At 55.0% G+C, this 23132-nt stretch carries 21 protein-coding genes; 3 read left to right on the forward strand and 18 right to left on the reverse strand.

What is annotated here, in order from left to right; translation table 11 throughout:
• Positions 1 to 114 precede the first annotated feature (114 nt).
• On the forward strand, positions 115 to 1959 hold the full coding sequence (gene asnB, locus MHH28_RS16080) for an asparagine synthase (glutamine-hydrolyzing) (protein WP_405116614.1): 1845 nt from the start codon (positions 115 to 117) through the stop codon (positions 1957 to 1959).
• Positions 1960 to 2134: 175 nt separating this feature from the next.
• On the opposite strand, the gene MHH28_RS16085 is transcribed toward asnB, so the two are convergent.
• From MHH28_RS16085 to MHH28_RS16145, 13 genes are all read right to left on the reverse strand, one after another.
• Positions 2135 to 2644: a redoxin domain-containing protein gene (locus MHH28_RS16085; RefSeq protein ID WP_405116616.1), complete on the reverse strand. Its 510-nt coding sequence runs from the start codon at positions 2642 to 2644 to the stop codon at positions 2135 to 2137.
• Between the two features lie 14 nt (positions 2645 to 2658).
• On the reverse strand, positions 2659 to 3378 hold the full coding sequence (locus MHH28_RS16090; RefSeq protein WP_405116619.1) for an ABC transporter ATP-binding protein: 720 nt from the start codon (positions 3376 to 3378) through the stop codon (positions 2659 to 2661).
• A complete protein-coding gene (locus tag MHH28_RS16095) occupies positions 3371 to 4192 on the reverse strand; it encodes an ABC transporter permease (protein ID WP_405116621.1) in 822 nt (273 codons plus the stop codon). The genes MHH28_RS16090 and MHH28_RS16095 overlap by 8 nt, the downstream gene beginning before the upstream one ends.
• 2 nt (positions 4193 to 4194) lie before the next feature.
• Complete coding sequence (locus MHH28_RS16100) at positions 4195 to 4722, reverse strand: nitrous oxide reductase accessory protein NosL (protein WP_405116623.1); 528 nt, start codon at positions 4720 to 4722, stop codon at positions 4195 to 4197.
• 26 nt (positions 4723 to 4748) lie between these two features.
• Entirely contained in the window at positions 4749 to 6119 is a 1371-nt protein-coding gene (locus MHH28_RS16105; protein ID WP_405116625.1) for a nitrous oxide reductase family maturation protein NosD, read from the reverse strand.
• Between the two features lie 307 nt (positions 6120 to 6426).
• A complete protein-coding gene (locus tag MHH28_RS16110) occupies positions 6427 to 7263 on the reverse strand; it encodes an aldo/keto reductase (protein WP_405116627.1) in 837 nt (278 codons plus the stop codon).
• Between the two features lie 190 nt (positions 7264 to 7453).
• Positions 7454 to 7912 (reverse strand): cupin domain-containing protein, encoded by a 459-nt coding sequence (locus MHH28_RS16115; RefSeq protein WP_405116629.1) that lies wholly within the window; start codon positions 7910 to 7912, stop codon positions 7454 to 7456.
• Positions 7913 to 8056: 144 nt separating this feature from the next.
• On the reverse strand, positions 8057 to 8992 hold the full coding sequence (locus MHH28_RS16120; protein ID WP_083685599.1) for an SPFH domain-containing protein: 936 nt from the start codon (positions 8990 to 8992) through the stop codon (positions 8057 to 8059).
• Positions 8992 to 9426: an NfeD family protein gene (locus MHH28_RS16125; protein ID WP_405116632.1), complete on the reverse strand. Its 435-nt coding sequence runs from the start codon at positions 9424 to 9426 to the stop codon at positions 8992 to 8994. The genes MHH28_RS16120 and MHH28_RS16125 overlap by 1 nt, the downstream gene beginning before the upstream one ends.
• A 723-nt stretch (positions 9427 to 10149) precedes the next feature.
• Positions 10150 to 12042, reverse strand: coding sequence for a glycosyl hydrolase family 18 protein (locus MHH28_RS16130; protein WP_405116634.1), 1893 nt, complete (start codon positions 12040 to 12042; stop codon positions 10150 to 10152).
• Between the two features lie 479 nt (positions 12043 to 12521).
• Positions 12522 to 13163, reverse strand: coding sequence for an XTP/dITP diphosphatase (locus MHH28_RS16135; protein WP_405116637.1), 642 nt, complete (start codon positions 13161 to 13163; stop codon positions 12522 to 12524).
• A gap of 1 nt (position 13164) precedes the next feature.
• Positions 13165 to 13923, reverse strand: coding sequence for a ribonuclease PH (rph, locus tag MHH28_RS16140; protein ID WP_405116639.1), 759 nt, complete (start codon positions 13921 to 13923; stop codon positions 13165 to 13167).
• Positions 13924 to 14121: 198 nt separating this feature from the next.
• The gene (locus MHH28_RS16145) at positions 14122 to 15243 is read right to left on the reverse strand and encodes a GerMN domain-containing protein (protein WP_405116641.1); all 1122 of its coding nucleotides are present in this window, start codon (positions 15241 to 15243) and stop codon (positions 14122 to 14124) included.
• 264 nt (positions 15244 to 15507) lie between these two features.
• Here MHH28_RS16145 and MHH28_RS16150 point away from each other — a divergent pair, with 264 nt between their 5' ends.
• Entirely contained in the window at positions 15508 to 16107 is a 600-nt protein-coding gene (locus tag MHH28_RS16150) for a phosphatidylglycerophosphatase A (RefSeq protein ID WP_405116643.1), read from the forward strand.
• A 41-nt stretch (positions 16108 to 16148) separates the two neighbouring features.
• Entirely contained in the window at positions 16149 to 16967 is an 819-nt protein-coding gene (locus MHH28_RS16155; RefSeq protein WP_405116645.1) for a hypothetical protein, read from the forward strand.
• A 48-nt stretch (positions 16968 to 17015) separates the two neighbouring features.
• Here MHH28_RS16155 and MHH28_RS16160 read toward each other — a convergent pair whose 3' ends face one another.
• From MHH28_RS16160 to MHH28_RS16180, 5 genes are all read right to left on the reverse strand, one after another.
• Complete coding sequence (locus MHH28_RS16160) at positions 17016 to 17594, reverse strand: TetR/AcrR family transcriptional regulator (protein ID WP_405116647.1); 579 nt, start codon at positions 17592 to 17594, stop codon at positions 17016 to 17018.
• Between the two features lie 153 nt (positions 17595 to 17747).
• Positions 17748 to 18743 (reverse strand): MBL fold metallo-hydrolase, encoded by a 996-nt coding sequence (locus tag MHH28_RS16165; protein WP_405116649.1) that lies wholly within the window; start codon positions 18741 to 18743, stop codon positions 17748 to 17750.
• 41 nt (positions 18744 to 18784) lie between these two features.
• A complete protein-coding gene (locus MHH28_RS16170) occupies positions 18785 to 19522 on the reverse strand; it encodes a class I SAM-dependent methyltransferase (RefSeq protein ID WP_405116652.1) in 738 nt (245 codons plus the stop codon).
• A 283-nt stretch (positions 19523 to 19805) separates the two neighbouring features.
• The gene (locus MHH28_RS16175; RefSeq protein WP_405116654.1) at positions 19806 to 21512 is read right to left on the reverse strand and encodes an alpha-glucosidase; all 1707 of its coding nucleotides are present in this window, start codon (positions 21510 to 21512) and stop codon (positions 19806 to 19808) included.
• A 228-nt stretch (positions 21513 to 21740) separates the two neighbouring features.
• Positions 21741 to 22985 carry a BclA C-terminal domain-containing protein gene (locus MHH28_RS16180; protein WP_405116656.1) on the reverse strand — a complete coding sequence of 415 codons (1245 nt, stop codon included), beginning with the start codon at positions 22983 to 22985 and terminating at the stop codon, positions 21741 to 21743.
• Positions 22986 to 23132: the final 147 nt, after the last annotated feature.

Here is a 23132-nt window from a genome sequence, read left to right on the forward strand (position 1 = left end):
CCTAGTGTTCGGATAAGGACATACATTTTATCCCTTCAATCGGCATATATCTGTATTACTTGGCAAAAAAGAAAGGACAGACAACAATCGCACAAAAGAGAGGATGAACCAGACATGTGCGGAATAACCGGATTTGTCCAGTGGCGCGGTGATCTTACAGGGCACTCGCAACTGCTCGTCAGAATGACCGAAACGTTAGCCAACCGCGGACCGGATGCAGCCGGAACCTGGATTTCAGGACCTATTGCCTTTGGACACCGCCGACTCAGCGTCATTGATCCCGAGAACGGCGCACAGCCGATGATTGCCCGCCATGACGATAAGTTGTACGCAATAGTATATAACGGCGAGCTATATAATGCCCCTGAGCTGAAAAAAGAGCTGAAGCAGCGCGGGCATCATTTTCTCACAACATGCGATACTGAGGTTCTGCTGCATGCCTACATCGAATGGGGGCCGGACTGCACGGAGAAGCTGAATGGCATCTTCGCTTTTGCCGTCTGGGACAGCCTGCGTGATCAGGTGTTTCTGGCCCGTGACCGCCTGGGCGTGAAGCCATTGTTCTACAGCCAGGTCGATGACGTCTTCGTCTTCGGGTCCGAACCCAAGGCGCTGCTCCAGCATCCCCTCGTCCAGCCGAAGGTCGGACCGGAGGGCCTGGCCGAGATTTTCATCATCGGTCCGGCGCGGACTCCGGGACAAGGGGTATACAAAGATATATTCGAGCTTCGCCCCGGTCATGCCATGATTTACAGCCGCAGCGGAATTCGCAGCTATGCTTACTGGAAGCTGGAGAGCGTCCAGCATACCGATAACGTGGATGAAACAGCGGCGCGGGTGCGCGAATTGCTCCAGGATACCTTAGAGCGCCAGCTGGTCTCCGATGTTCCGGTCTGCTCGCTGCTCTCCGGCGGACTGGACTCCAGCGCCTTGACTGCGCTTGCCGTAGATTATTACAAGCGGACCGGCCAGGGCCGGGTCGATACCTTCTCGGTCGATTATGTAGACAACGACAAACATTTCAAAAGCCATGCCTTCCAGCCCGGAGCAGACGGTCCCTGGATTCAGCGGATGATCGATGAGCTGGACACGAACCATCACTTTATCGCTTTTGACACACCGGAACTGGTAACCGCACTGGATAACGCCCTGTACTCCCGCGATTTGCCGGGGATGACCGATGTGGATTCCTCTCTCTATTTGTTCTGCCAGGAGATTAAAAAGAAAGCAACCGTAGCCATCTCCGGCGAAGCAGCAGACGAAATCTTCGGCGGCTACCCCTGGTTCCACCGCGAGGAGATGTTATCTTCCGGGACGTTCCCCTGGTCGGTAGCTCCCAACATGCGTGCGAGTCTATTGTCGCCGGAAATGAATGAATGGATACGTCCGCTGGAATATTTGGGTGACCGTTACAGCGATGCTGTGGCTGAGGTACCGAAGCTTGACGGCGAGACCGGCAAACAGGCGCAGATGCGGGTGATGTCCTATCTCAACATAACCCGCTTCATGCCGACGCTCTTGGACCGCAAGGACCGGATGAGCATGGGCGTAGGCCTGGAGGTGCGCGTTCCTTATTGCGACCACCGGCTGGTGCAATATGTTTTTAACATCCCATGGGAAATTAAGATGGTAGGCAACCGGGAGAAGGGGATTCTGCGCAAGGCGCTGGAGGGCGTACTGCCGGACGATGTGCTCTACCGCAAAAAAAGCCCATACCCCAAAACGCATAACCCTGCTTATCTGAACAAGGTGCGCTCACAGGTACTGAGCATTCTGGACGATGCTGCCTCCCCGATTCTCCCGCTCATTGATCCGGCCAAAATCAGGGAAATCGCCGCATCGCCAGAGTCCTCGACCAATCTGCCATGGTTCGGCCAGCTGATGTCCGGCCCGCAATTATTCGCTTATCTGGCTCAGGTCAACCTGTGGCTGAAGACATACAACGTCACTATCGGCTGAGGTAGCTGCGAGACAAACCCCACAAGTAGAAACAGCTTCGCCGTCCTTTTAAAGGACGGTACCGTTTCAGCGAGAAATAGAAGGATAATGTATAGCGTGAAACATATACATTCTTCTATTTTAATAAAGATCTCACAGTTCTGAACACTTCCTCAGAACCGTGAGATCTTCTTCATTATTGTGTAAGCTTCGCATCCGCCAGCCACTGCTGCAGCAAGGAGAAATCGTCGATTTCACCCAGTCTGATCTTGGATATCTCTCCCTCTTCATTAATAATGAAGGTAGCGGGAAGCGCATGGACTCCATAGGCTGCCGAGATTGTACCGGTAACATCAATCGCGACAGGGAACGAGAACCGGTGTTCATTCAGATATTCAGATACCGTGCCCCTCGATTCTCCAACATTGATAAACAAGGTCTCGATCCGGGAATCCGGGGACTGATGCAGCTCATTCAGCAGCGGCATTTCCCGCACACAAGGCTTGCACCAGGACGCCCAGAAGTTGAGCAGCACTCTCTTCCCCCGGTAATCTGCCAGCTTCACCTTTTCACCAGACAGAGCCGTCACCTCAAAATCCGGCGCAGCAGCTCCTTCTGCAATTCCTTCAACCCGCTCCTGATTGGAATGATCTATGAATACCCAGACGATTGCCGCGGCAATGACGGCAACCAGCAGCAAAGCCACCCTTCTGCGCCGCCTCATGACAACCCCAGGCTATGGTTAAATGCAGCATACAAGGAACCATATTCCTCACGGAAGTTCTCTGTAGGTCCTGTACCCACATTTCTGCCCTGGCTTAGGAACACAATCTGATTGGCAGCCTGATCGGCTATTTCCAGCTGATGTGTCGAAAAGATAACGGTATGTCCCTCTGCCCTGATCCCCTGAAGCAGCCTGACAAATTGATTCATCCAGAAGGGGTCAAGCCCGTTGGTCGGCTCGTCCATAATCAGCAGCGGCGGTTTGGCCAGCAGCGCTTGGGCGAACAAGACCCGCTGGCGCATGCCTTTGGAGAACGTATTTACCAGCGCGTTGCGTTTGTCCTCAAGACCCACCAGGGCAAGCACTTCCTCTACCCTGGCTTTCCGTTTGGGAACCTTACGAAGCGCTGCCCAGAAGGTCAGCGTTTCTTCTGCGGACAGGCCCTGTGCGAACTGATAATCATCCGGCATATAGCCTATTTGAGCGGAGAACGCCTTGCGTGATTCCCTCCAGCGCAGACCCTTCACGGTAATATCACCCGCTGTCGGCTGGAGAATACCGGCAAGCATCCGCAGAACCGTGCTTTTGCCTGCCCCGTTCCCGCCGCATAGGGCAAGGATACTGCCGCCCGGAATATGAAAGCTGATGTCTTCAACAAGCACCTGCTTTCGTATAACCTTGGAGACCCCCTCTACCTGAACCAGCGGATTATCCACGCGAGCGCCCCCTTTCCCATATCCAATAGACTGACAGGATGGATAGCAGTATCCAGAGGAGACATACCCCCAGAAACAGCAGGGAGCCGCCCGAGTTCCCAATCCATTCTACCCATTGATAATACTCTGGTCCCAGCACAGAACCTCCGCCCAGCTTAATGACCACGAATAGACGGACAAGCTCGGCCGGGTTAAGGAGGGTGAACACCACCAGCAAAGGTTTGACCCAGAGATAGGGCACCAAGCCCAGACCGGCGATCAGAAAGCTCGGCCAGCCGATCACAGCAAAGAACCACAGGGCGACAGAGATCGTCAGGGCCTGCCAGCGGTTGCGGGACAATGATCCGATAAACAAAGCCAGGGTCAGAAACAATAATACCAGTCCTGCCGAGAATGCCAGGAACATAAAATAGGTCGCAGAATCAAAGGCCACGCCAAGTAATCCGCTGACCAGTCCCATCAGCCCGTATCCAAAAGCAACGATGATGAGCAGGACAACAGCAAGTCCCGTATATTTGCCCAGCACAAAGGACATCGTCCCGATAGGATAGGTGGATAACAGCTGCCAGCTGCCCTCCTCCTTTTCCGAGGTCAAGGAGAATGAGCCCAGAAACAGTGTCATGAGCGGCAGCAGGTAGAGAATCAGGCTAAGCATGGAACCTGTGACAGCTGTGTAGCCTTCAACCACATTCTGAGCATTAATCAGCAGCAGGCTTAAACTGAACGTACAGAATAGACCCAGGAAGGAATACGCCCACGGATTGCGGAATCCCATCTTTATTTCTCTGCGGGCTATTTGCAGCAGGTCTGCCATGCTTACTTACCTGTCTCTTTATCCATATTCATGCCTTCCTGATCCTCAGACATATGTCCGTCCATATGACCTTCCCCATCCTGCATATCCATGTTCATACTGTCCGTATTTTGTTTCCATTCATGGGAAGCTAAATCGCCGGCAGCCAGTACAGTCCCTACACCCTGCTCTTTTACAAAAGCTTCCGCTGCCGTCTTATCCTTAAAGCTGATTACTCCATAGGCCATCGGCGTGCGCAAAGACTCATCGTAGACATAGCTTGCCTTGCTGAATTCAATCCATTCCTTGTTGTTATAGTCCCGGACAAAATCCATTCCGATGTTCTCGGTTCCGTTCTTGTTCTTCCACTCATTCATGCAGCCGATATCATCGAACTTGTAGGTCTTGCCGTCCTTGGTGGTCAATTGTGTAGCAAAAGCATCATCCTTGACCTGCATATTGCAAATGACACAAACATCAACTTCTTCATTAATGGCTACGGGTTCATATTTCTTCGCTCCACAGGCAGACAGCATTATCAACACTAACATCAACAATACACCTGTACTCCATCGTCTCATAATCGCAATACCCCCAGATAGATGATTGAAATCACGGATAAGAACAGCAGCAGCCAGCCTGCAACCATGACCGTTCCTTGTCCGCCGCCTGTTTGCCCCTCCGAGGCTGCGCCTGCCGTCCATTCCATTAACGGTGACGGGTCTGTTGACCACTGGCTTTTACCGCTTGTGTACATATCACTCAGGAAGCTCATACCCGGCGACTGAAAAAAAAGCTGGTAGGACGCATTGCCGGAGACCAATTGCTGATAGAACGGATTGATCGCATACGGAAGATCACTGACGCCATCCCCGGTCAGATCGAGTCCCGAAAAAGCGTCCCAATAGTTCTCCTTCAGCTCATTATCCCTGCTTCCCGTCGCCTGGGCCTCGATAACATTAGCTACAAACCCGTTCCGCTGAAACCGGTTCCCTTCCGCATCTTCAAACTGAATTCCGATATAGTTCCTGAGCACAAGGTTATTCTGCAAGGTATTGTCTGAGGATTGCTGCATATAGATCCCTACACGGTTACCTTCAACCACATTGTTCACAATACTCGAAGTCTGCACATCATAGAGTAATATCCCTTGGGAATGAACATTCCGGCTCTGCTTGCGAAAAGAGTTGCCGGACACCACCACATCGGTCACGCCCATAATCATCGCGCCGGTAATATTGTATTCTCCGGCATTATTAGTGACCGAAGATCCATTAATGTACATGCAGTGGACGCCGTAGCGCAAATAGGAGAGCTTGTTCTGATCTACAACCGTATTGGGGCTGTTCTCCAGATAGATGCCATCGCGCAGATAAGAGATTTCATTCTCTCTAATCTCAGTGCCGTGAGCGTTGTAGAGGTCGATGCCGTTGCCTCTTGTGCCGGGTGCAGTCCCCTGCGGAATGAACCAGCGGATCTTATTCCCCGTAATCACTCCACGGTCTGCTTCCCGGAGTACAATTCCGAAGCCCGCCGTATGGATGGCCAGCCCCTTCAAGACGACCCTATCGGCTTCGACTTGTACTGCGGCAGCTTCCCCGTCAAGATTCTGCTGAATATTCAGATTCTCCAGTTGTACGCCATCTGCCTGAATCAGCACGGCAATCTGTCCGTCCGCAGCGGTGTTCATCAGAGTGGCCCCGTTGTTGCTTCCGTTAATCGTCAGCCTTTTGTCAATGTGAACCGGACCCAGGTACGTTCCCGGAGCGAGTGTAAGGGTCTCACCGCTGCGGGCCGAATCAATCATCGGCTGCAGCGGAACCGCTTCCGCCTTTGCCCTGGCATTAGCCGTGCCTCCATAGTCAAGGGCTAGGCAGAGCAAGACTGCCGCGATCACGAACCAAGCTCTGAAGCTCCCTAAGCGATGAGATCTTTCGTATATAAGCATCGTTCCCCCCTATGGATGGATTGCTCTCTATTCTATTATTTCCAATCAAAATAGGGCCTATAACATACGAGTAACCGCTATCATTGCGGACTACCCGCTTTGAATACGCTTTTAGTGTAAAGAAAAGGAAGCTCCGCGCCTATAGCTCAATGTAGCTATCCCCGGGGAGTAAATGTGTCATTTCTGTGAGGATTATCACATCCATTCCGGAACAAAGCTATCCTTGTCTCCGCACAAAAACAGCGGCCCTCATGAAAGAGAACCGCTGCTTTTAGCATAATCAATCAGTAGCCTGGCATTGAAACGCTTAGAAATTGAAGTTATCCGGGTCCGGGCCGAAGCGGTGGTTCTGATTCAGGTCCTCAATGGCCTTAACATCCTCATCGCTCAGTGTGAAGTCGAAGAATCCGGCATTCTCGATGATCCGCTCCGTATGAACCGACTTCGGAATCGTAATGACACCCTGCTGCAGATCCCAGCGGAGGACAATCTGCGCTACCGTCTTGCCGTACCGCTCCGCCAATTCCTTCAGCAGCGGCAGATCCAGATTACCCTGCATGAGCGGACTCCAGGCTTCCAGCTGGATATCATGCTCCCGTGCATATTTCAGTAATTCACGCTGGGTCAGCAGCGGATGGAATTCCACCTGGTCCACTACCGGCACCACGCCGCTGTCCTCGATGATATCCTGCAGGTGATGCGGCTGGAAGTTGCTCACCCCGATGGATTTGACCAGCCCCTCCTTTTGCAGATGGATCAGCGCTTTCCAGGTTTCTGTATATTTGCCCGCCACCGGCCAGTGGATCAGATATAGATCAACCTGCTCCAGGCCCAGCTTCTTGCGGCTGACTTCAAAAGCTCTCAGTGTTGATTCGTAGCCTTGATCAGGATTGCGGACCTTAGTGGTAATAAACAGCTCTTCCCGGGGGACTCCGCATTCACGGATCGCCTGTCCCACACCCTCTTCATTGTTATACCCGGCAGCCGTATCAATACTGCGATACCCCGTCTCCACCGCAGATTTCACTGCATGGATCACTTCCTCGCCGTCCTTGGTCTGCCATACGCCAAGGCCCAGCCATGGCATCGTGACGCCATCGTTCAAGGTAGGCCCGCCTGTAAATGGTGCGTTCATTTCACTCATATGGATACCCTCCAAGCCTAATTTGAATTCAACAAGCTTCCTTAACCGTATTACCGCTCTCATAATCATCCAATTGCGAAATCAGTGAACCGGATAGCCCATAGGTTGCCAATATGTGTCGATTGTATGCCCCATATGTATTAAAAATGGAGTACAGCCCATTCTCGGCTGTACTCCATTTCATATCCGCTTATTTCTTGTCGATCAGCTTGAAATCGTCAAAGTGGAACTCCGGTGACACGATGCAGGAGACCAGCGCCGGCTCTTCACCGAGCGGACGGGCTGCCTGCCATACACCCGGAGGTATCACAACCTGCGGCTGCTGGCCCGCCGCGATATCCAGACCCAGAATGACTTCGGTTACATTCTCAGGCGCTGCGCCGCTGCCTCCCAGACTGAGCACAATCGGGCTGCCGGAATGATACAGCCAGATTTCGGAGGACAGCACAGTGTGCCAATCCGAAGTCTCGTCAGCATGAAGCAGGAAATAAATCGATGAAGCTGAGGCCCGCGGCCCCGAATAAGCCTCGCCCAGCGTGTCCCGGGGAATTTCAAAGGGAGAATTCCAAAGTCTCTTGTACCATCCGCCTTCAACGTGAGGCTGCAGCCCCAGCGTTTCTACGAGCGGAGAAATTTCTTTTTGCGTCATCGGATCTTCTCCTTCAAGTTCTGCACGGCGGCAAAACAGTCTTCATAAGCAAAGGCTTAAAAGGTACGGAGTACCTGCTAAGCCTTGGCCTGATTGTGCTATTAACTGTAACGGAAACTGCAGCGATTGTAAATTGTCTTCCGCTTATTTGCCTTCTTTGCTTGCCTTGAATACTTCGGCAATCGCGCCCAGGCTGCCCAGCGTCTCCACCGCACTGGTCGGCAGGAATATCTTGTTCGCCGGTCCCTTGGAGATGTCAGTCAAGGCTTCAAAGGACTGATAAGCCAGTACTCTTTCATCCAGTCCTGCGCTGGCGATCATGGCAATCCGGGCTTTCTCCGCCATCGCCACGGCTTCGATCGCCTTGGCCTGGCCGAGGGCTTCCAGCTCCTGCGCCTGACCGAGACCTTCCGCCTGACGGATACGGGCTTCCTTATCCCCTTCGGCCTTCAGGATCTTACTCTGCTTATCCCCTTCGGCACGGAGAATCATATCCTGCTTGGCGGCTTCCGCCTCCAGGACAATCGCACGCTTGCTGCGCTCGGCCTTCATCTGTTTGTCCATGGCTTCCTGAATATCGAGCGGCGGCTTGATGTCGATCACTTCGACACGCTCAATGCGCACGCCCCACTTCTCTGTCGCTTCATCCAGCGCGAGACGGATGTCGGAGGAGATTTTCTCACGGCCGGACAAGGTTTCATCCAGCTCCAGCTTACCAATAATCTGACGCATGGTGGCTGTGGAGATATTCCGTACCCCATACACATAATCGGAGATCCCGTACGTAGCTTCTTCCGGGCCAACCACCTGATAGAAGATAATCGTGTCAATCTGAACCTGCACGTTATCCTTCGTAATTACCGTCTGTGGCGGTACATTAGCCTGTTGAATCCGCAGGTCATGATAGACCCGCACCTGATCAATTACCGGAATGAGAATATTCAGACCTGGTGTGAGCAGACGGTGGAACTTACCCAGACGCTCTACCACTCCAACTCTTTGCTGCGGGACAATCTTGATCGTCATTGCGATAAATACTACGACAACAACAATAATAATTCCGATAATTATCAATTCCATTAGTACATATCCCCCCATCGTTCTACTTCAATAATGGTCGTGCTTCTTCTTACTACAATTACCTGCTGACCCTTGCCCAGTGCCACTGTAGAGGTTGCACTCCATGTATCGCCGCCAATCTTGACCTGACCGTAACGGCCCGGCTCAATCGGTTCGGTTACCAGACCCTGTCTGCCGATAATCTCGGTCCCGGTATCCTTGAAGCCCCGCGCATGGCGCAGCCGCTCAGACAACGGCTTGGTGAAGAATGTCAGCGCCAGAGCTAACAGCGAACCCGCTACGACCTGCAGCAGCCATGCATCCGGGAGTACAAGCGCAACCAGTGCAGCAGCCAAGGCCCCCAGACTAAGCCATAATAAATAGAATGTAAACGTAAACATCTCTACAACAAATAAGACGCCAGCGGCAATCAACCATAATACCCACATACTCATTGGTGAACCCACCACCTTCCGCTATATACTACTATAACGAAATAATCGGCATCACGTTTCACAAATTTTTTGAAGCCGGGGCCGCCGCCTGTCTCTTCATTATATTTCAGCCTATGGAAGCTTATGAACCACAAGATGAATACAGGACGGCTAAATTGTATTTAAACATAAATATCTCCAATCGAAGCGAAAAAAACTCGTTGATTCAATTCCGGTACCGCGAAATCCTGTTTCCAAAACCTCCAAGGAACGGAATGCGCTATAAATATGGTGCCAGCTACCGCGCCGGGACTGGAATGGAGAGGGGCGGTGCGTGGCGGATCAAGCAAGTGGATTTAATACATCTAAATAAGATATATTGTGGCACCTACAGAAATTAGTTGGAGAAACAACACTTAATCGGCCCCGTTTCCCATGAATGGGTAGCGTTCGGCGGATTAACTGTACTTTTTCCAACTGTTCGCTCTAAGCAGCGCATTGGGGCACAATTAAGTGCCTTTTTTCCAACTCTGTCCGCTGGCACTTCCCATCTATAAGCAGGATCGGCTGCGGAACAGCCTATTGTAAAAAGCACTTAAAAACGGTGCCAGCATAGAGCCGGCACCGTTTCTCCATCTATGGCTTAGGCATAGTCAGGCCCTGCGGTCGGATTCCTGCGGATAAGCGCTAGCACTGAATGCCCTATATCCAGCCTCCTCCCGCCAGGCCACTGTCCGCTCCGCCTCAGTTCAGCTTCCAGAGCGCAGGCGTGACATTCGGTTCCCAGCCGGCAAGGGCGGTGTGCGCCTGCAGGCAAGTGTAGGATTGCCCGCTGTAAGTTACGATACTGCCGACACTATAAGCGGTTCCCGCCGTCCAGGCAGCTGCGCCCGGAGTAACTGAAGGAACTGGCGTCACTACAGGCGTAGACGTTGGCGCTACTGTCGGTGTGGCCGAGGGGGTTACTGTCGGTAGTGGCGTCACGGTCGGCTGCGGAGTCGCGTTCCCGCAAGTTCCGATTACCCGCCATACCCCGGAGGCACCGCTGAGGTCCGGCCGTTCTCCTTGTGTCCACCACTGGGCTTGGTACAGCAGTCCGCCGTAAGAGACCTGCTGGCCTTGCGTGTAGACCGCAGTGGAATTCCATGCCGCCGCCGAGCATTGCCCCGGCGTTGCCGTTGGCGCCACGGTTGCGGTCGGCGTGGCTGTTGGTTGCACCGTTGGCGTTGGCGTCACGGTTGGCGTTGGCGTCACCGTTGCAGTCGGCACCGGCGTAGCCGTTGGTGTCACCACTCCGCCGCCCAGCTCTGCACTGAGCTTAGTCTGCAGCGTCTTGTTGCGGTCCCCGCTGGTCTCCCAGAACATCGCTCCGGCCAGGCCCTTGGTTTTCAGGTAGCTGGCTTTGTACCCGATGGATTCGGCGTCATCATAGCTGATGAAGGTCTGGTTGGATGCGTTATAGAGATAAGGGACCTTAGAGGTGTTGTTCCAGTAACGGGTATAACCGTTCTTATTGATATAATTCGCTTCCAGATCGCTGAAATCATAGTTGCCCTTCTCCCAGGTTCCGGTGGAGGAGATCCCGGCTGATACCTGATATTGTCCGTTGCCCGCAGCAGGGGCACCGCCCCAGCCCCGTCCGTAGAACGGCATACCCAGCACCAGCTTATTAGCCGGTACGCCTGCACTCAGATAGCTGGTCACCGCCTTGTCGATATTATAGTTCAACGGCTCGGTTAATCCCGATGAAGCGGCCGCCGGATCATAATACAACGGCGCATTGTGGCCGGTAGTGGGGTTCCAGCTGCCGTTGAAGTCGTAGGTCATAATGTTGATCCAATCGACCACAGAGGCGATTCCGCTGAGATTGTTATTCTGGATATAAGTGGGGCCTGCACCCGAGGCAATGGTCAGCAGATACGTTTTGCCGTCAGCAGCTCCGGCAGCATTCAGCTTCTCCCGGATCTTCTGGAGCAGCAGAATGTAGTTCTGCTTATCCTCAGGGCGGTAGCTGTTGCCCGCAAGTCCCCCGCTGACCGGGTATTCCCAGTCAAGATCGACGCCGTCCATCTTGTATTTGCGGATGAAATCCACCGAGGAGTTCGCGAACACCTCGCGGGTTGCCGCCGTGGCAGCGACATCCGAGAAGCGGTTGGACCAGGTCCAGCCCCCGACAGAGATCATCGTCTTCAGGCTCGGATTCTTATCCTTCAGCTTCCAGAGCTGCTTCAGATTCCCCTTGATCGGGTCATCCCATTTGTCATCGCCGAAGCTTTTCTGGGCATCGATCCAAGGATCGCCCAGCACTACGGTGCCGTTGGGGACGCTGATCGCCTGTCCCTGCTCGTTCTGGCAGGACCAGGTGACCGGATTCGGTCCGGTCGGATCGGGATTGCCGTGCATCCCGTTCCAGCAGATGTCGGCAAAGGCATAGTTGATGACATTCATTTTGCCGGGATCGATATCCGTTACATTATAAGCCCGCCCGTAGGCGGCCCATGAAGCATAGTAGCCGACAATCTTGTAGTTACCGGCTGCATCAACAGTTCTGCTATTTGCACCAAAAGCCGAAAAAAGTGTAAGGAAAAGGACTGCCGCCAAGCCAAGCACAAAGGATTTTCTTTTGATAAAGGCCATTTCGTGATTACCTCCCCGGTTCAATGCGTAACCTGTAAGCCTGCTTCATGGACATACATGCGCCTCTGCCATCAAGGATATTAAGTGACCGTTCTTCCCTTGCCGCGAATGAATAAGCTCAGCGTTCACCTCCCGGTCCCGATTGACCTTCCCCCTGTGAAACTATTAGATTCCTGGCAGTCTATAAATTCTGATATCTTCAAAAAAAGCGCAGTTCAGCAGCATACGGATCACTCGATCCGCTGCGGTTGCTTGTCAATTAGTACATACAGAGTGGTTACATTACGGCTGTTAATTGCGGCTATTAGTGGGGGGATGCAGGGTTTGCGAAGGGGTGTAGTCAACTCTTATTCTCATACAAAGCCTGAGGTAATACTAGGGATAAATTTCCATAAACAAGGGGGATTATTATCTAAAAAAACAGAAACAGCCCCAAGCATAATCTGCTTAGGGGCTGCTTCCGGGTATTTCTAAATCTTCTATTGTCCGCCGCTCTGCGCGGCAGCAAGCTTCTCGGTCAGACGCCGCAGCGCCGTCCCCCGGTGGCTGATCGCCTGCTTCTCCTCAAGCGTCAGCTCAGCCATCGTCTTCTCATACTCAGGGAGATAGAACAGCGGGTCATAGCCGAAACCGCCGCCGCCCGCAGGCTCCGAGGTAATCCAGCCTTCGACCGTACCTTCAGCCGTCCATTCCCGGCCGTCCGCCGGATCATAGAGTGACAGGGCACAGACGAACCGGGCGGGGCTCAGCAGCGGCTGTCCGGTATCCTCTCCCTGCTTCAGCCGCTCCAGCTCGCTCATCAGCTTCAGATTATTCGCCTCATCATCCGCCGCCTCACCGGCATAGCGGGCCGAGTACACGCCGGGGCTTCCGTCCAGCGCCTCAACGCAGAGGCCGGAATCGTCTGCAAGCACGGGCAGTCCAAGTGCGTCCCCTACGGCGCGGGATTTCTTGAATGCATTCTCGGCAAAAGTGGCCCCGTCCTCTACCACATCGGGCAGGTCCGGGTAGTCATACATGCTTTTGACAGTGAGTCCAAGGGGAGCAAAGGCATGCTGGAACTCGCGCACCTTGCCTTTGTTCTTCGTCGCAACAATCAGCATTCCGCTGCCGGACTTCATCCTACACCTCTTGGCCGGTCTGGCCGGAAGGGATTTTGAGCGCGATGGCGCCGAGGACTTCTTTTTGCACAGCGATCAGCTCGTAGATCCCCTTCTCTCCGAGACCGAGCAGCTGGTCCAGCTCCTGGCGGGTGAACGGCCGCTCTTCTCCCGTGCCCTGGACCTCGACAAAAGCGCCGCTGCCCGTCATGACCACGTTCATGTCCACCTTCGCCTTGGAATCCTCTTCATAGTTCAGATCGAGCAGCGTCTTGTCGCCGACAACCCCCACACTGATGGCTGCCAGGTAGTCTGTAATCGGGAAGACCGTCAGCTTATTCTGGAGAGCAAGCTTGTTCATGGCGAAGGCCATCGCTACAAAAGCACCCGTGATCGAAGCCGTCCGCGTGCCCCCGTCCGCCTGAATCACATCACAGTCCAGCGTGATGCTGCGTTCGCCGAGCGCCTGCAGGTTCACCACCGAACGCAGGGCCCGTCCGATCAGACGCTGGATCTCCATGGTCCGCCCGGTCAGCTTGCCGCGTGCGGCTTCCCGCTGGTTGCGGGTCTGGGTCGCCCGGGGAAGCATCGAATATTCAGCGGTTACCCAGCCTTTCCCTTGTCCTTTCAGAAACGGCGGAACCTTCTCGTCCACGGTTGCCGTACAGATGACTTTGGTATCTCCCATCTCAATGATGACGGAGCCTTCTGCATATTTGTTAGTCTGGGTCGTTATTGTCAATGGCCGGAGCTGGTCCTCGTTGCGTCCGTTTGATCTCATCTTTTCTGCCTCCTACATCGTATAGCGCGAAGTTTGTGTATACATTCATCCTTATCTTATACGCAGAAACGGGTGCCGCCCCCTATGGAAGAGAACGGCACCGCTGCTCCTGACCCGTTATGCGGATGAATAATACTTTATTCTATCAAAGAGTAGGCACAAAAGCATCTTTTTACCCCTGCGGGTTCATTCTACATTCTACAAAGGCAGCTCGTTCACATATTCCGGCGCCGAGACCGGCTGGCCGTAATCGACGTTATTGGTGCCCGTAACCGTATCCTTGCCGTTCAGGCGGATCTGCACCAGTGAATCGTCTGTATTCTGGGCCACCGTCAGCACCACCGACTCCAGCATCTCCTCGGGAATGCTTGTGCTGCCATCGAACATGTCATCGGTCAGCGACACGGTAACCACCCCGTTCTGCCCTGCCTTCACGGAATCGACCACCGTTCCCTGTGTCATGACCATCTCCAGGCCGTTCTCGGACTGTGGTCCGGCAATCAGCTCACTCAGGGCCGCCTTCACCGTATCCCCGCCAGCGGGTACAAAGCGGGTCACCGGAACATAATACTGATGGCCGCCATCCTGTGAAGCTGCTGCGAAATAGACCGTGACTGCGCTGGAATTCATCATCAGTCCATTATGCTTCGGCAGGTTAATCCCCATCGTACGGGACAGCGGGCGGTCCAGTGGGGTGCCCTGCAGCGGCATTTCGTTCAGTTTTTTGCCATCGACCCAGAGCTGTACTCCCTTGATGTCATCCTGACCGGTCAGTGTCCAGGTAAGCGCCTCAAGGATTTTGCGTTCATCCGAAGGCTCATAGTCGTTAAATGCCGAGTTGAACTCAACAATCGCCACATGATCCTGGCCGATAGACACTTGGTTCACTTTCGTCCCTGCGGGCAGTACGCCCTGGAAGCCCTTAGGCAGTGCAGACGCGTAATCCCCCTTGCTGACCAGTGCCTTGAGGGAATTCTTCAGCATGGCTGTGTCTTCGCTTTTGGGAAAAGACAGAGCCACCGGAGCCAGCAGACCGTTCTGATCCTCCAGATACACAGTGGTCCGCTCCCCGGCTACAGCAGGCGCACCGGTATCCTTCACCCCGGCGGGCAGATCCGTCTCATCCATGGAGACCGGTCCGAATACCCCGGTATCCAGCGTATCTTCCCCGCTCACTTGCAGCATTTGTGCTTCTACGGCGGCGGGAGGCGGGTCCACAGCGGCGGATTCTGAACCGAACAGACTGCAGCCGGAGAGCACAAGCGGAACGGCCAGCAGGCAAGCCGCAGACGCCCCGCGGAGGTGTTTCACAGGTTTCATCAATCTTCATTACCCCTTTCTAGCGTTAAGATCAGTTTGTACTGCTATGTATACGAGCCCTGTGTCCAAAAAATAACAACAGCTTATCCTAAATTACAGAAGTTCTGCCGGAACCCCTTCTTGGCGGCGGACACTGCTGTGTTCATCCAAGTTCAGCCTGCTTGCCGGATACAAATCCGGAGGTTTCTGGACATCGGTCTGCCGCTTGCGTACAATTTAGTACATACCTGCTAATTCAACCTACTCACGAATGGAGGACTTCTCATGACTGATGCCAAAATTCCTTACAGTCTCAACAGCAAGGCCGTTGCCGAAGCCACCCGGTTCTGGCTGCACAAGCGCGGAGTCACCCTGGAGGAGATTGCGGAGCTTGTCATGCTGCTGCAGAAGAAATACTATCCGAACCTGACCATGGAGGAATGTATTCATAACGTCGAGATGGTACTCAGCAAGCGCGAAGTGCAGAATGCGGTCCTGACCGGCATCCAGCTGGATGTGCTGGCGGAGGAGGGCAAGCTGTTCTCGCCGCTGCAGGATATGATTGAGAATGACGAAGGATTATATGGGGTCGACGAGATTCTGGCCTTCTCTATCGTGAATGTATACGGCAGTATCGGCTTCACCAACTATGGTTACGTGGACAAGCTGAAGCCGGGCGTGCTGGAGAGGCTGAATGACAAAACCACCGGCCAGATCCATACGTATCTGGATGATATCGTCGGTGCTGTAGCCGCTGCGGCCAGCAGCCGGATCGCCCACCGTAAGCAGGCGGAACGGGAACAGGAGCTGGGTCTGCCGCACGCCCCGGAGGATGCGGAAGAGGCTGCACGGCGCAGTCCGCGGGAGAGCACGGAGCCGGAGTAAGCGGAGCTTTATATTCATAAAGGGAAAGGTGCGAAGTGTACATGAGCTATTCGTTCGTAGTGGAGCCGCCGGCTGTCCAGGAGTTCGAGAGTGAGGATGAGCGGATTGAGCGGTGCAAGGAATGGAATCTTCTGCCCGGTTCAGCCACCCGGGTCAAGACTTATATGTACAAGCGGCAGGGCCTGACCCTGCCTTGCGAGATTGTGGGGTTTGTCGATCATCAGACAGTGGTCATCCAGTTCGAGAATAAGCAGCAGCATTGTATACACCCGGCCTACCTCAAAGAAATGCAGACCGCCAGCTTCGGGCAGCGCGCACAAGCGGCGGCGGATGCACGGGCCGAGGAATCGGCAGAATCTGCCGGCGAGACTGTGATGGAGGATGCGGCGGTTGAGGCCGGTGAGGCTGCTGGGAAGGGCCTTCGGAGCGCCAATGCTGCGGAAGGTGCGGGAAGTGCTGAGGCTGCGGAGCGTTCAGGGAGCGGGAGCGCTGCGGAGCTTGCAGCTCCTGAAGAGAAGCCGCGCAAGCCAGCCGCCTCCAAAAAGAAGCCCGCCCTGCAGCTGCCGGAAGACAAGCTCAAGGTTACAGCGGTGGTCAAAGAATTCACAACCGTTCCCAACCACTTCTCGGATAACGATGATGAAGTTATTATCTATGAAGGCATAGCAATAGAAGGGCATGATCTGGCCATTGAAGAGGTCTGGTCCAGCCATAGCGCCACGCTGAAGAAGCTGGAGCTTAAGGAGGGCGACCGCGTATCTTTTGAAGCGAAGATCGTGGCCAAGAAGCTCACCCAGCACCCGGTGAAATATAAAATCAACAACCCGTCCAAGATGAAGGTCATTCAGCCGGATGCTTAGAAATGGGGGATAGCCACAGGCCGCTGGACGACATGTGCAGAACATGATCTACTGCAGGGCGTCCAGCGGCGGCGGTCCCATCTGATTGCGCTCCAGGAGGATACTAATATCCTCTACCAGCTTTTTGGCCGAACAAGGCAGCGAGTGTGAAATCCACCATTCCATGACTCCCACCACGGCCGAAGCCATGAATTGCAGCAGCATGGCTCTATTCATTCCCCGGTTCACACCCTCCATATCAATCTGCTTGTCCAGTCCCTCGATCAGCATGACGTTCAGACGGGTTCTGAAGGCCGAAATACCGTTACTGTTAACCAGTATAATGAAGACGCCCGCATGGCGCTCCAGATATTCAGCCGTACGCAGCAGCGGACCGGAAGTGGTGAAATCAACATTCTCCTGGGTACCCATACAGCGTTCACGCAGTTCCGTCATTTCCTTCTCAATACACTGATCCAGCAGATCATACTTGTCCACAAAATGCAGATAAACCGTACCTCTGCTGACATTGGCCCGCGCGGCAATCTCATTCACCGTTATCTGTTCAAAGCCCTTCTCTTCCATCAGACCCAGAAAAGCCTTAAAAATAGCCTCCCGCGTCTTCCCGATCCGCCTGTCCACCGCCATCCCCTGCCCATCTCCTTCATCTCAGCTGCTAAGTTTCTAACCTTCTGTTAGTTGAATTCATTATATTTAACAGTTGTTAATAAATCAACAGGTGTGTAGAATTCAGAGGCATTTGTGCTCTTCATTCAGACTGCACTGTTCCTCCGAGCCGGCCTAATCCACAGCCGAGAACAGCAGGCTGCCGCCGGGCCCGGCCTCCGTCTCGGCCGCCCGCCCCCGGCGCACCAGCTCGGCCAGGTGGGCCAGCGCCTCGCTCATGGCGAACCGCATCTGGTGCGCTGTCGCGACCCGGCTGCGGAACAGCCCCTGGCAGACCGCGAACCCGCTCTGCGGTCCGCCTGCCAGCAGAGCGGCTGTAGTATCCAGCCGCTCCTCATGGTGCCGGAGCAGGCTGTCCGCCCGCGCCGTGAACCCCGGGAACGGTTCCCGGTGGCCCGGGAACGCCAGCGTAACCCGCAGGCTGCGCAGCTCCTGCAGCCCCTCCAGGAACGTCCGCAGCGGCTGAGGGTCGCTGCCAGGCTGCAGGCCGACATTGGGCGAGATCTGCGGCAGCACGGCATCGCCGCAGAGAATCTGCCCGCTGCCGCCGTGGTAGAACGACACATGCCCCGGCGCATGCCCGCCTGTGAGGAAGGGCTGCCATTTCCGGCTGCCCATCACAAACGGCTCCGCGGCATTGATATAGGTGACCTCCGGCTGCGGGGTCACCTCGGGCAGGAAGCTATCCAGGTGCTCCCGGATACCAAGCAACCACTCCTCCGGCATCCCATGCCGCCGGAACAAGAGCGGCAGCGACTCATTCAGAATCGCCTCGTCGCCCCAGGCCAGACCGGCTTCGGCATGAGCCCGCTCGCTCATCCATACCCGCGCTCCGCTGCGGGACTGCATCCAGCCCGCCAGCCCGTAGTGGTCGGGATGATGGTGGGTCACCACAATATCCCGCACCTGCGTCCAGGTCAGATCCATCGCCTCCAGTACCTCCTGCCAGGCAAGCTCGGCAGCCGGTGTATGCGGACCTGGATCAACAACCGTAACCCTGCCGTCCTGGTCCGGCAGAAGATAGCTGTTAACCTGGCGCAGCGGCAGTCCCATCGGCACGGATACCCGGACAACTCCGCCCTCCCAGGCTTGAATGATCTCCTTGTCCAATCTTCCGTCGCCTCCTCTAAGTCCTCTCCCCGACGCCATCTCTAAGGTCTCGCTCCCATAAAGATCATGCGGGCAGAGGATTCAGCGTCATATTCCTCTTCATCGTAGCCGCCGTGAACGGTGTCCAGCCGCAGCCCGGCGGCGCCAAGCATTCTGCGGAAATCTTCCAGCGTGTAGAGCTTCACCCGTTCCTGGCACTTGCGGGCCGGAGCGCTCCCGGCCTTCGAGGTTAGCAGGATCTCCTTCTTCACATACCCCTCCTCAATCCGGCGGGATTCGTCAATCCGGACATCTCCGTCCTCCCGGACCGAATGGGGCACCAGATGGCGGATAACGTAGGCCGGGTTGAGAAAATCAATGATGAACTTGCCTCCCGGCTTCAGCATCCGGCAGATCTCCTTAAGCACCTTAATCTGCTCTTCATCCTCCTCAAAATACCCGAAGGATGTGAACAAATTAACCACAGCATCGAAGCCGCCTGCAAGCGGAAGCTCACGCATATCCGAGTGCAGCCAGGTTACCTGCTCTGCCCCGGCCTGCGCGCACGCCTCACGCAGCAGCACCTCCGACAGATCCACGCCAGTCACCTCATACCCCGCCTCTGACAGAGCCAGCGAATGACGGCCCATCCCGCAGCAGAGGTCCAGCACCTTGGCTCCCCGGGGCAGGCCAAGCCACTCGATCATGCTCTCCACCTCATGACGCGCACCGCTGAAGTCCCTGTGTCTGTATACGATCAGATAATCCTCGCCAAAACATTTCTCGTACCACTCACTCATCTCTCTCCTGGCTCCCTCCACACCCCGCTTCACCCCACGGGCTTATCCCTGTCTCTAATAACGCCTATTGTACCGCCTTTTCCTGTAGAAGCCCAGCGAAGTCACAGACCTGCAACACATAATATTTTATTTAAATTATAGGAACAGGATCACTGCGCGGATAAAAAATATTTTACTGCGCCGCGCATATGTATTCAGTTTTTCGCATATCCGGTTTTTCGCTCGCATAACAAACAGCAGTCCCGGTGCTCACGCCGGGACTGCTCCGCCTCTATCGGTTTGGTTATGCGGAACCTGTATCTAACCGCTGGAGATACACGCGCGCTTCATAAGGACGGAGCTTCAACTGCCTCAGGTCCTCCTCCTTGGCAGGCGGATAATTGGAGATCAGCAGCTCCAGCTTCTCTGCTGCCTGATATTCCTCCGGCAGCTCAAATACCGGATCATGCCCGAAGAAATTCAGAATCACGAGCAGGCGCTGGTCCTCCAGCGTCCGGGTATAGGCATAGATTTCGAGATGCTCCTCCAGCAGCAGTCCATATTCACCGTAGACGATGACCTGATGCTTTTTGCGGAGCTGGATCAGCTTCTTATAATAGTTATAAATGGAGTCCGGGTCCTTGACGCTGCTGGCGGCATTGATCTCCCGGGAGTTCGAGTTGACCCTGATCCACGGAACGCCTGTGGTGAACCCGCCCTCCTCCCCATCATCCCACTGCATCGGAGTACGGGCGTTGTCGCGGCTCTTAGTATGAATAGCAGCCATGATGTCGGCTTCGGGAACACCGGCGTTGCGCTTTTCCTCATAATAGTTCAAGGTCTCCACATCCCGGTAATCATCGATCGACTCGAAGGCTACATTGGTCATGCCGATCTCCTCACCCTGATAAATATACGGCGTGCCTTCCAGCATATGAATGAAGGTGGCGAGCATCTTGGCTGACGGAATCCGGTAGAACAGGTCATCGCCGAACCGCGAGACCGAGCGCGGCTGGTCATGGTTACACAGATAGTTGGCGTTCCAGCCCCGGTTATGCAGGACAGTCTGCCAGTCGGTGATGATCCTCTTGAGATCGGTCAGCTTCCAGGGCACGACATCCCATTTCCCGCTGCCCGGTGAGGCGGCATCCAGATTCATATGCTCGAACTGAAAGGTCATATTCAGCTCACGGCGCCCGTCACCGACATAATCCAGCGCCTCCTCCGGCCCGAGGCCCGAGGTCTCCCCTACCGTCATAATATCGTAGTAATAGAGCACCTGATCATGCAGATTCTGCAGCAGCGTATGCACATGGTCAAGATTCGAGAACATGTCATAGGCACGGACGGTTGGCGTTCCGCCGGGATTCAGGGCATCCGGGTAGCCCTCCGCCTTCACGATATGGGCAATCGCATCGAAGCGGAAGCCGTCCACTCCTTTTTTGAGCCACCACGCTACCATCTCATGCAGCTTGTCGATCACCGCCGGGTTCTCCCAGTTGAGATCGGGCTGGAACCGGGAATACAAATGCAGATAATATTCGTCCGTCAGGGGGTCCAGCTCCCAGACCGAGCCGCTGAAGTAGGATTCCCAGTTGTTCGGCGGACCGCCGTTTTTACCCTGCCGCCATATATAATAGTCCCGCTTGGGATTGTCCTTCGAGCTTCTGGATTCGATGAACCACGGATGCTCATGCGAGGTATGGTTAAGCACCAGATCCATCATCAGCTTCATGCCGCGGGAATGCATCTCGCGCAGCAGCTCATCGAAATCCGCCATCGTGCCGAATTCCTTCATAATGTCGCAATAATCGCTAATATCATAGCCATTGTCATGGTTCGGGGATTTATAAATCGGGCAGACCCAGATCACATCCACGCCAAGGTCCTGCAAGTAATCAAGCTTCGATAAGATCCCGCGCAGATCTCCAAGCCCGTCGCCGTTTGCGTCCATGAAGCTGATCGGGTAGATCTGGTAGACTACGCTCTCTTTCCACCATTTGGGGTTCATTTCAGTTTCCCTCCGCTCCTGATTCCTGTTGTGTAAGACATTAATATATCTTAACCATACTGGCTGAACCGAATAACAATTTATTCTAAAAAGCATCTGCACTCCAGTCATCCCGTTAGATGCCCCTTCGATCCCCTTGCCGCAAAATAAAAAGCAGGATTCCCTGATCAGGTCTCCTGCCTGCTGTACAAATCCGTCCGATATCCTGCGGTTCCCCCGCTTAACCGGCTACGCCAGCTGCTTAATTACAATGGATGCATTGACGTTGGCCTGCGTCCCTCCGGCCAGCGTCTGCAGTGTAACCGCAGCTGCCGAACTATGATTTCGAAGTGTCAGCACATCGCCTGATGATAGTGCGATGATCGCCTGCCCCGTATTCTGCTGGGTGCCTGCACCCGATCCATAGACTGTTCCCGGAACCTGTGCCCCGTTCACGAATAGGGCAAACTGGCTGGGCTCCACACCCGAGACCGAGAAATTAACCTCATAGATCCCGGCATTGGTCACCGAAATTGTAGTTGTACCAGGGGCATGTGTAATTCCGGGGGTAAGCAGTCCATTCGTATCAAAAGACACATCTGCCTCAATCGGCACTACCTGCGCACCGAGGTTATATACGTAGCCGAACTGGGCGATTCCGCCAGCCGCTCCTGTGGCACCGGTTGCCCCCGTTGCCCCGGCTGGACCCGCAACTCCTGTTGCACCCGTCGCTCCCGCTGGCCCCGCCTGGCCGATGGCTCCCGTTGCTCCAGCAGGCCCCGCCGGGCCGATGGCTCCCGTTGCTCCAACAGTCCCCGCAGGGCCGGTAGCTCCCGCCGCTCCAGCAGGCCCCGCTGGCCCGGCAGCTCCCGTTGCTCCGGCTGGTCCCGCCGCACCTGTGGCTCCCGCTGCTCCGGCTGGTCCCGCCGGGCCTATAGCTCCCGCTGCCCCGGCAGGGCCCGCCGGACCTGCCGGTCCGACCCCGCCCAACGCACCGGCCGCACCTAACGCGCCGGCTGCGCCCGCAGCTCCGAGAGCCCCTTGGGTACCGGCTGCGCCCAGCCCGCCGGCGGCTCCAGCCGCACCCAACAGCCCGGCCGCACCCGCAGCTCCACGGGCACCTGCGGCACCGGCGACGCCTGCTGCTCCAAGTGCTCCTGCGGCGCCGATTGCCCCCAGCGCCCCTGCGGTTCCCTGTTCGCCCAGCGCTCCGGCTGCGCCCGCAGCGCCGAGCGCACCTGCTGCACCTGCGGCACCCGCCGTTCCCAGTGCTTCAACAGCGCCTGCCGCGCTTAAGGCGCCTGCCGCACCCGCTGCCCCCAGCGCACCTAAGGGTATATTGACGCGGACAATTTGCTGTTTGACGATAATTTTCTTGCAGCCGCATTGGTTATCCTTCCGTTTTCTCACAGGACGCTTCACTTTTGGCAGCGGGCATTCAGCAATCTCATCTTTGCAGCTCCGCTTCTTTCTCTTATGTTTGGTAAGACCCATGCTCAACACCTCCTACAGACTTTATGTATCCTACTCCGTTAACCCATAAAGAGCATGGACATTCACCCTGTAGGCAGGAATTTATTTTTGAAAAAAACAACTTATGCCCTCTCACCCCCCGTCCACCACTAACATATAATATTGCCG

The sequence above is a fragment of the Paenibacillus sp. FSL K6-1217 genome (assembly GCF_045040735.1).
Lineage (GTDB): Bacteria > Bacillota > Bacilli > Paenibacillales > Paenibacillaceae > Paenibacillus_AQ.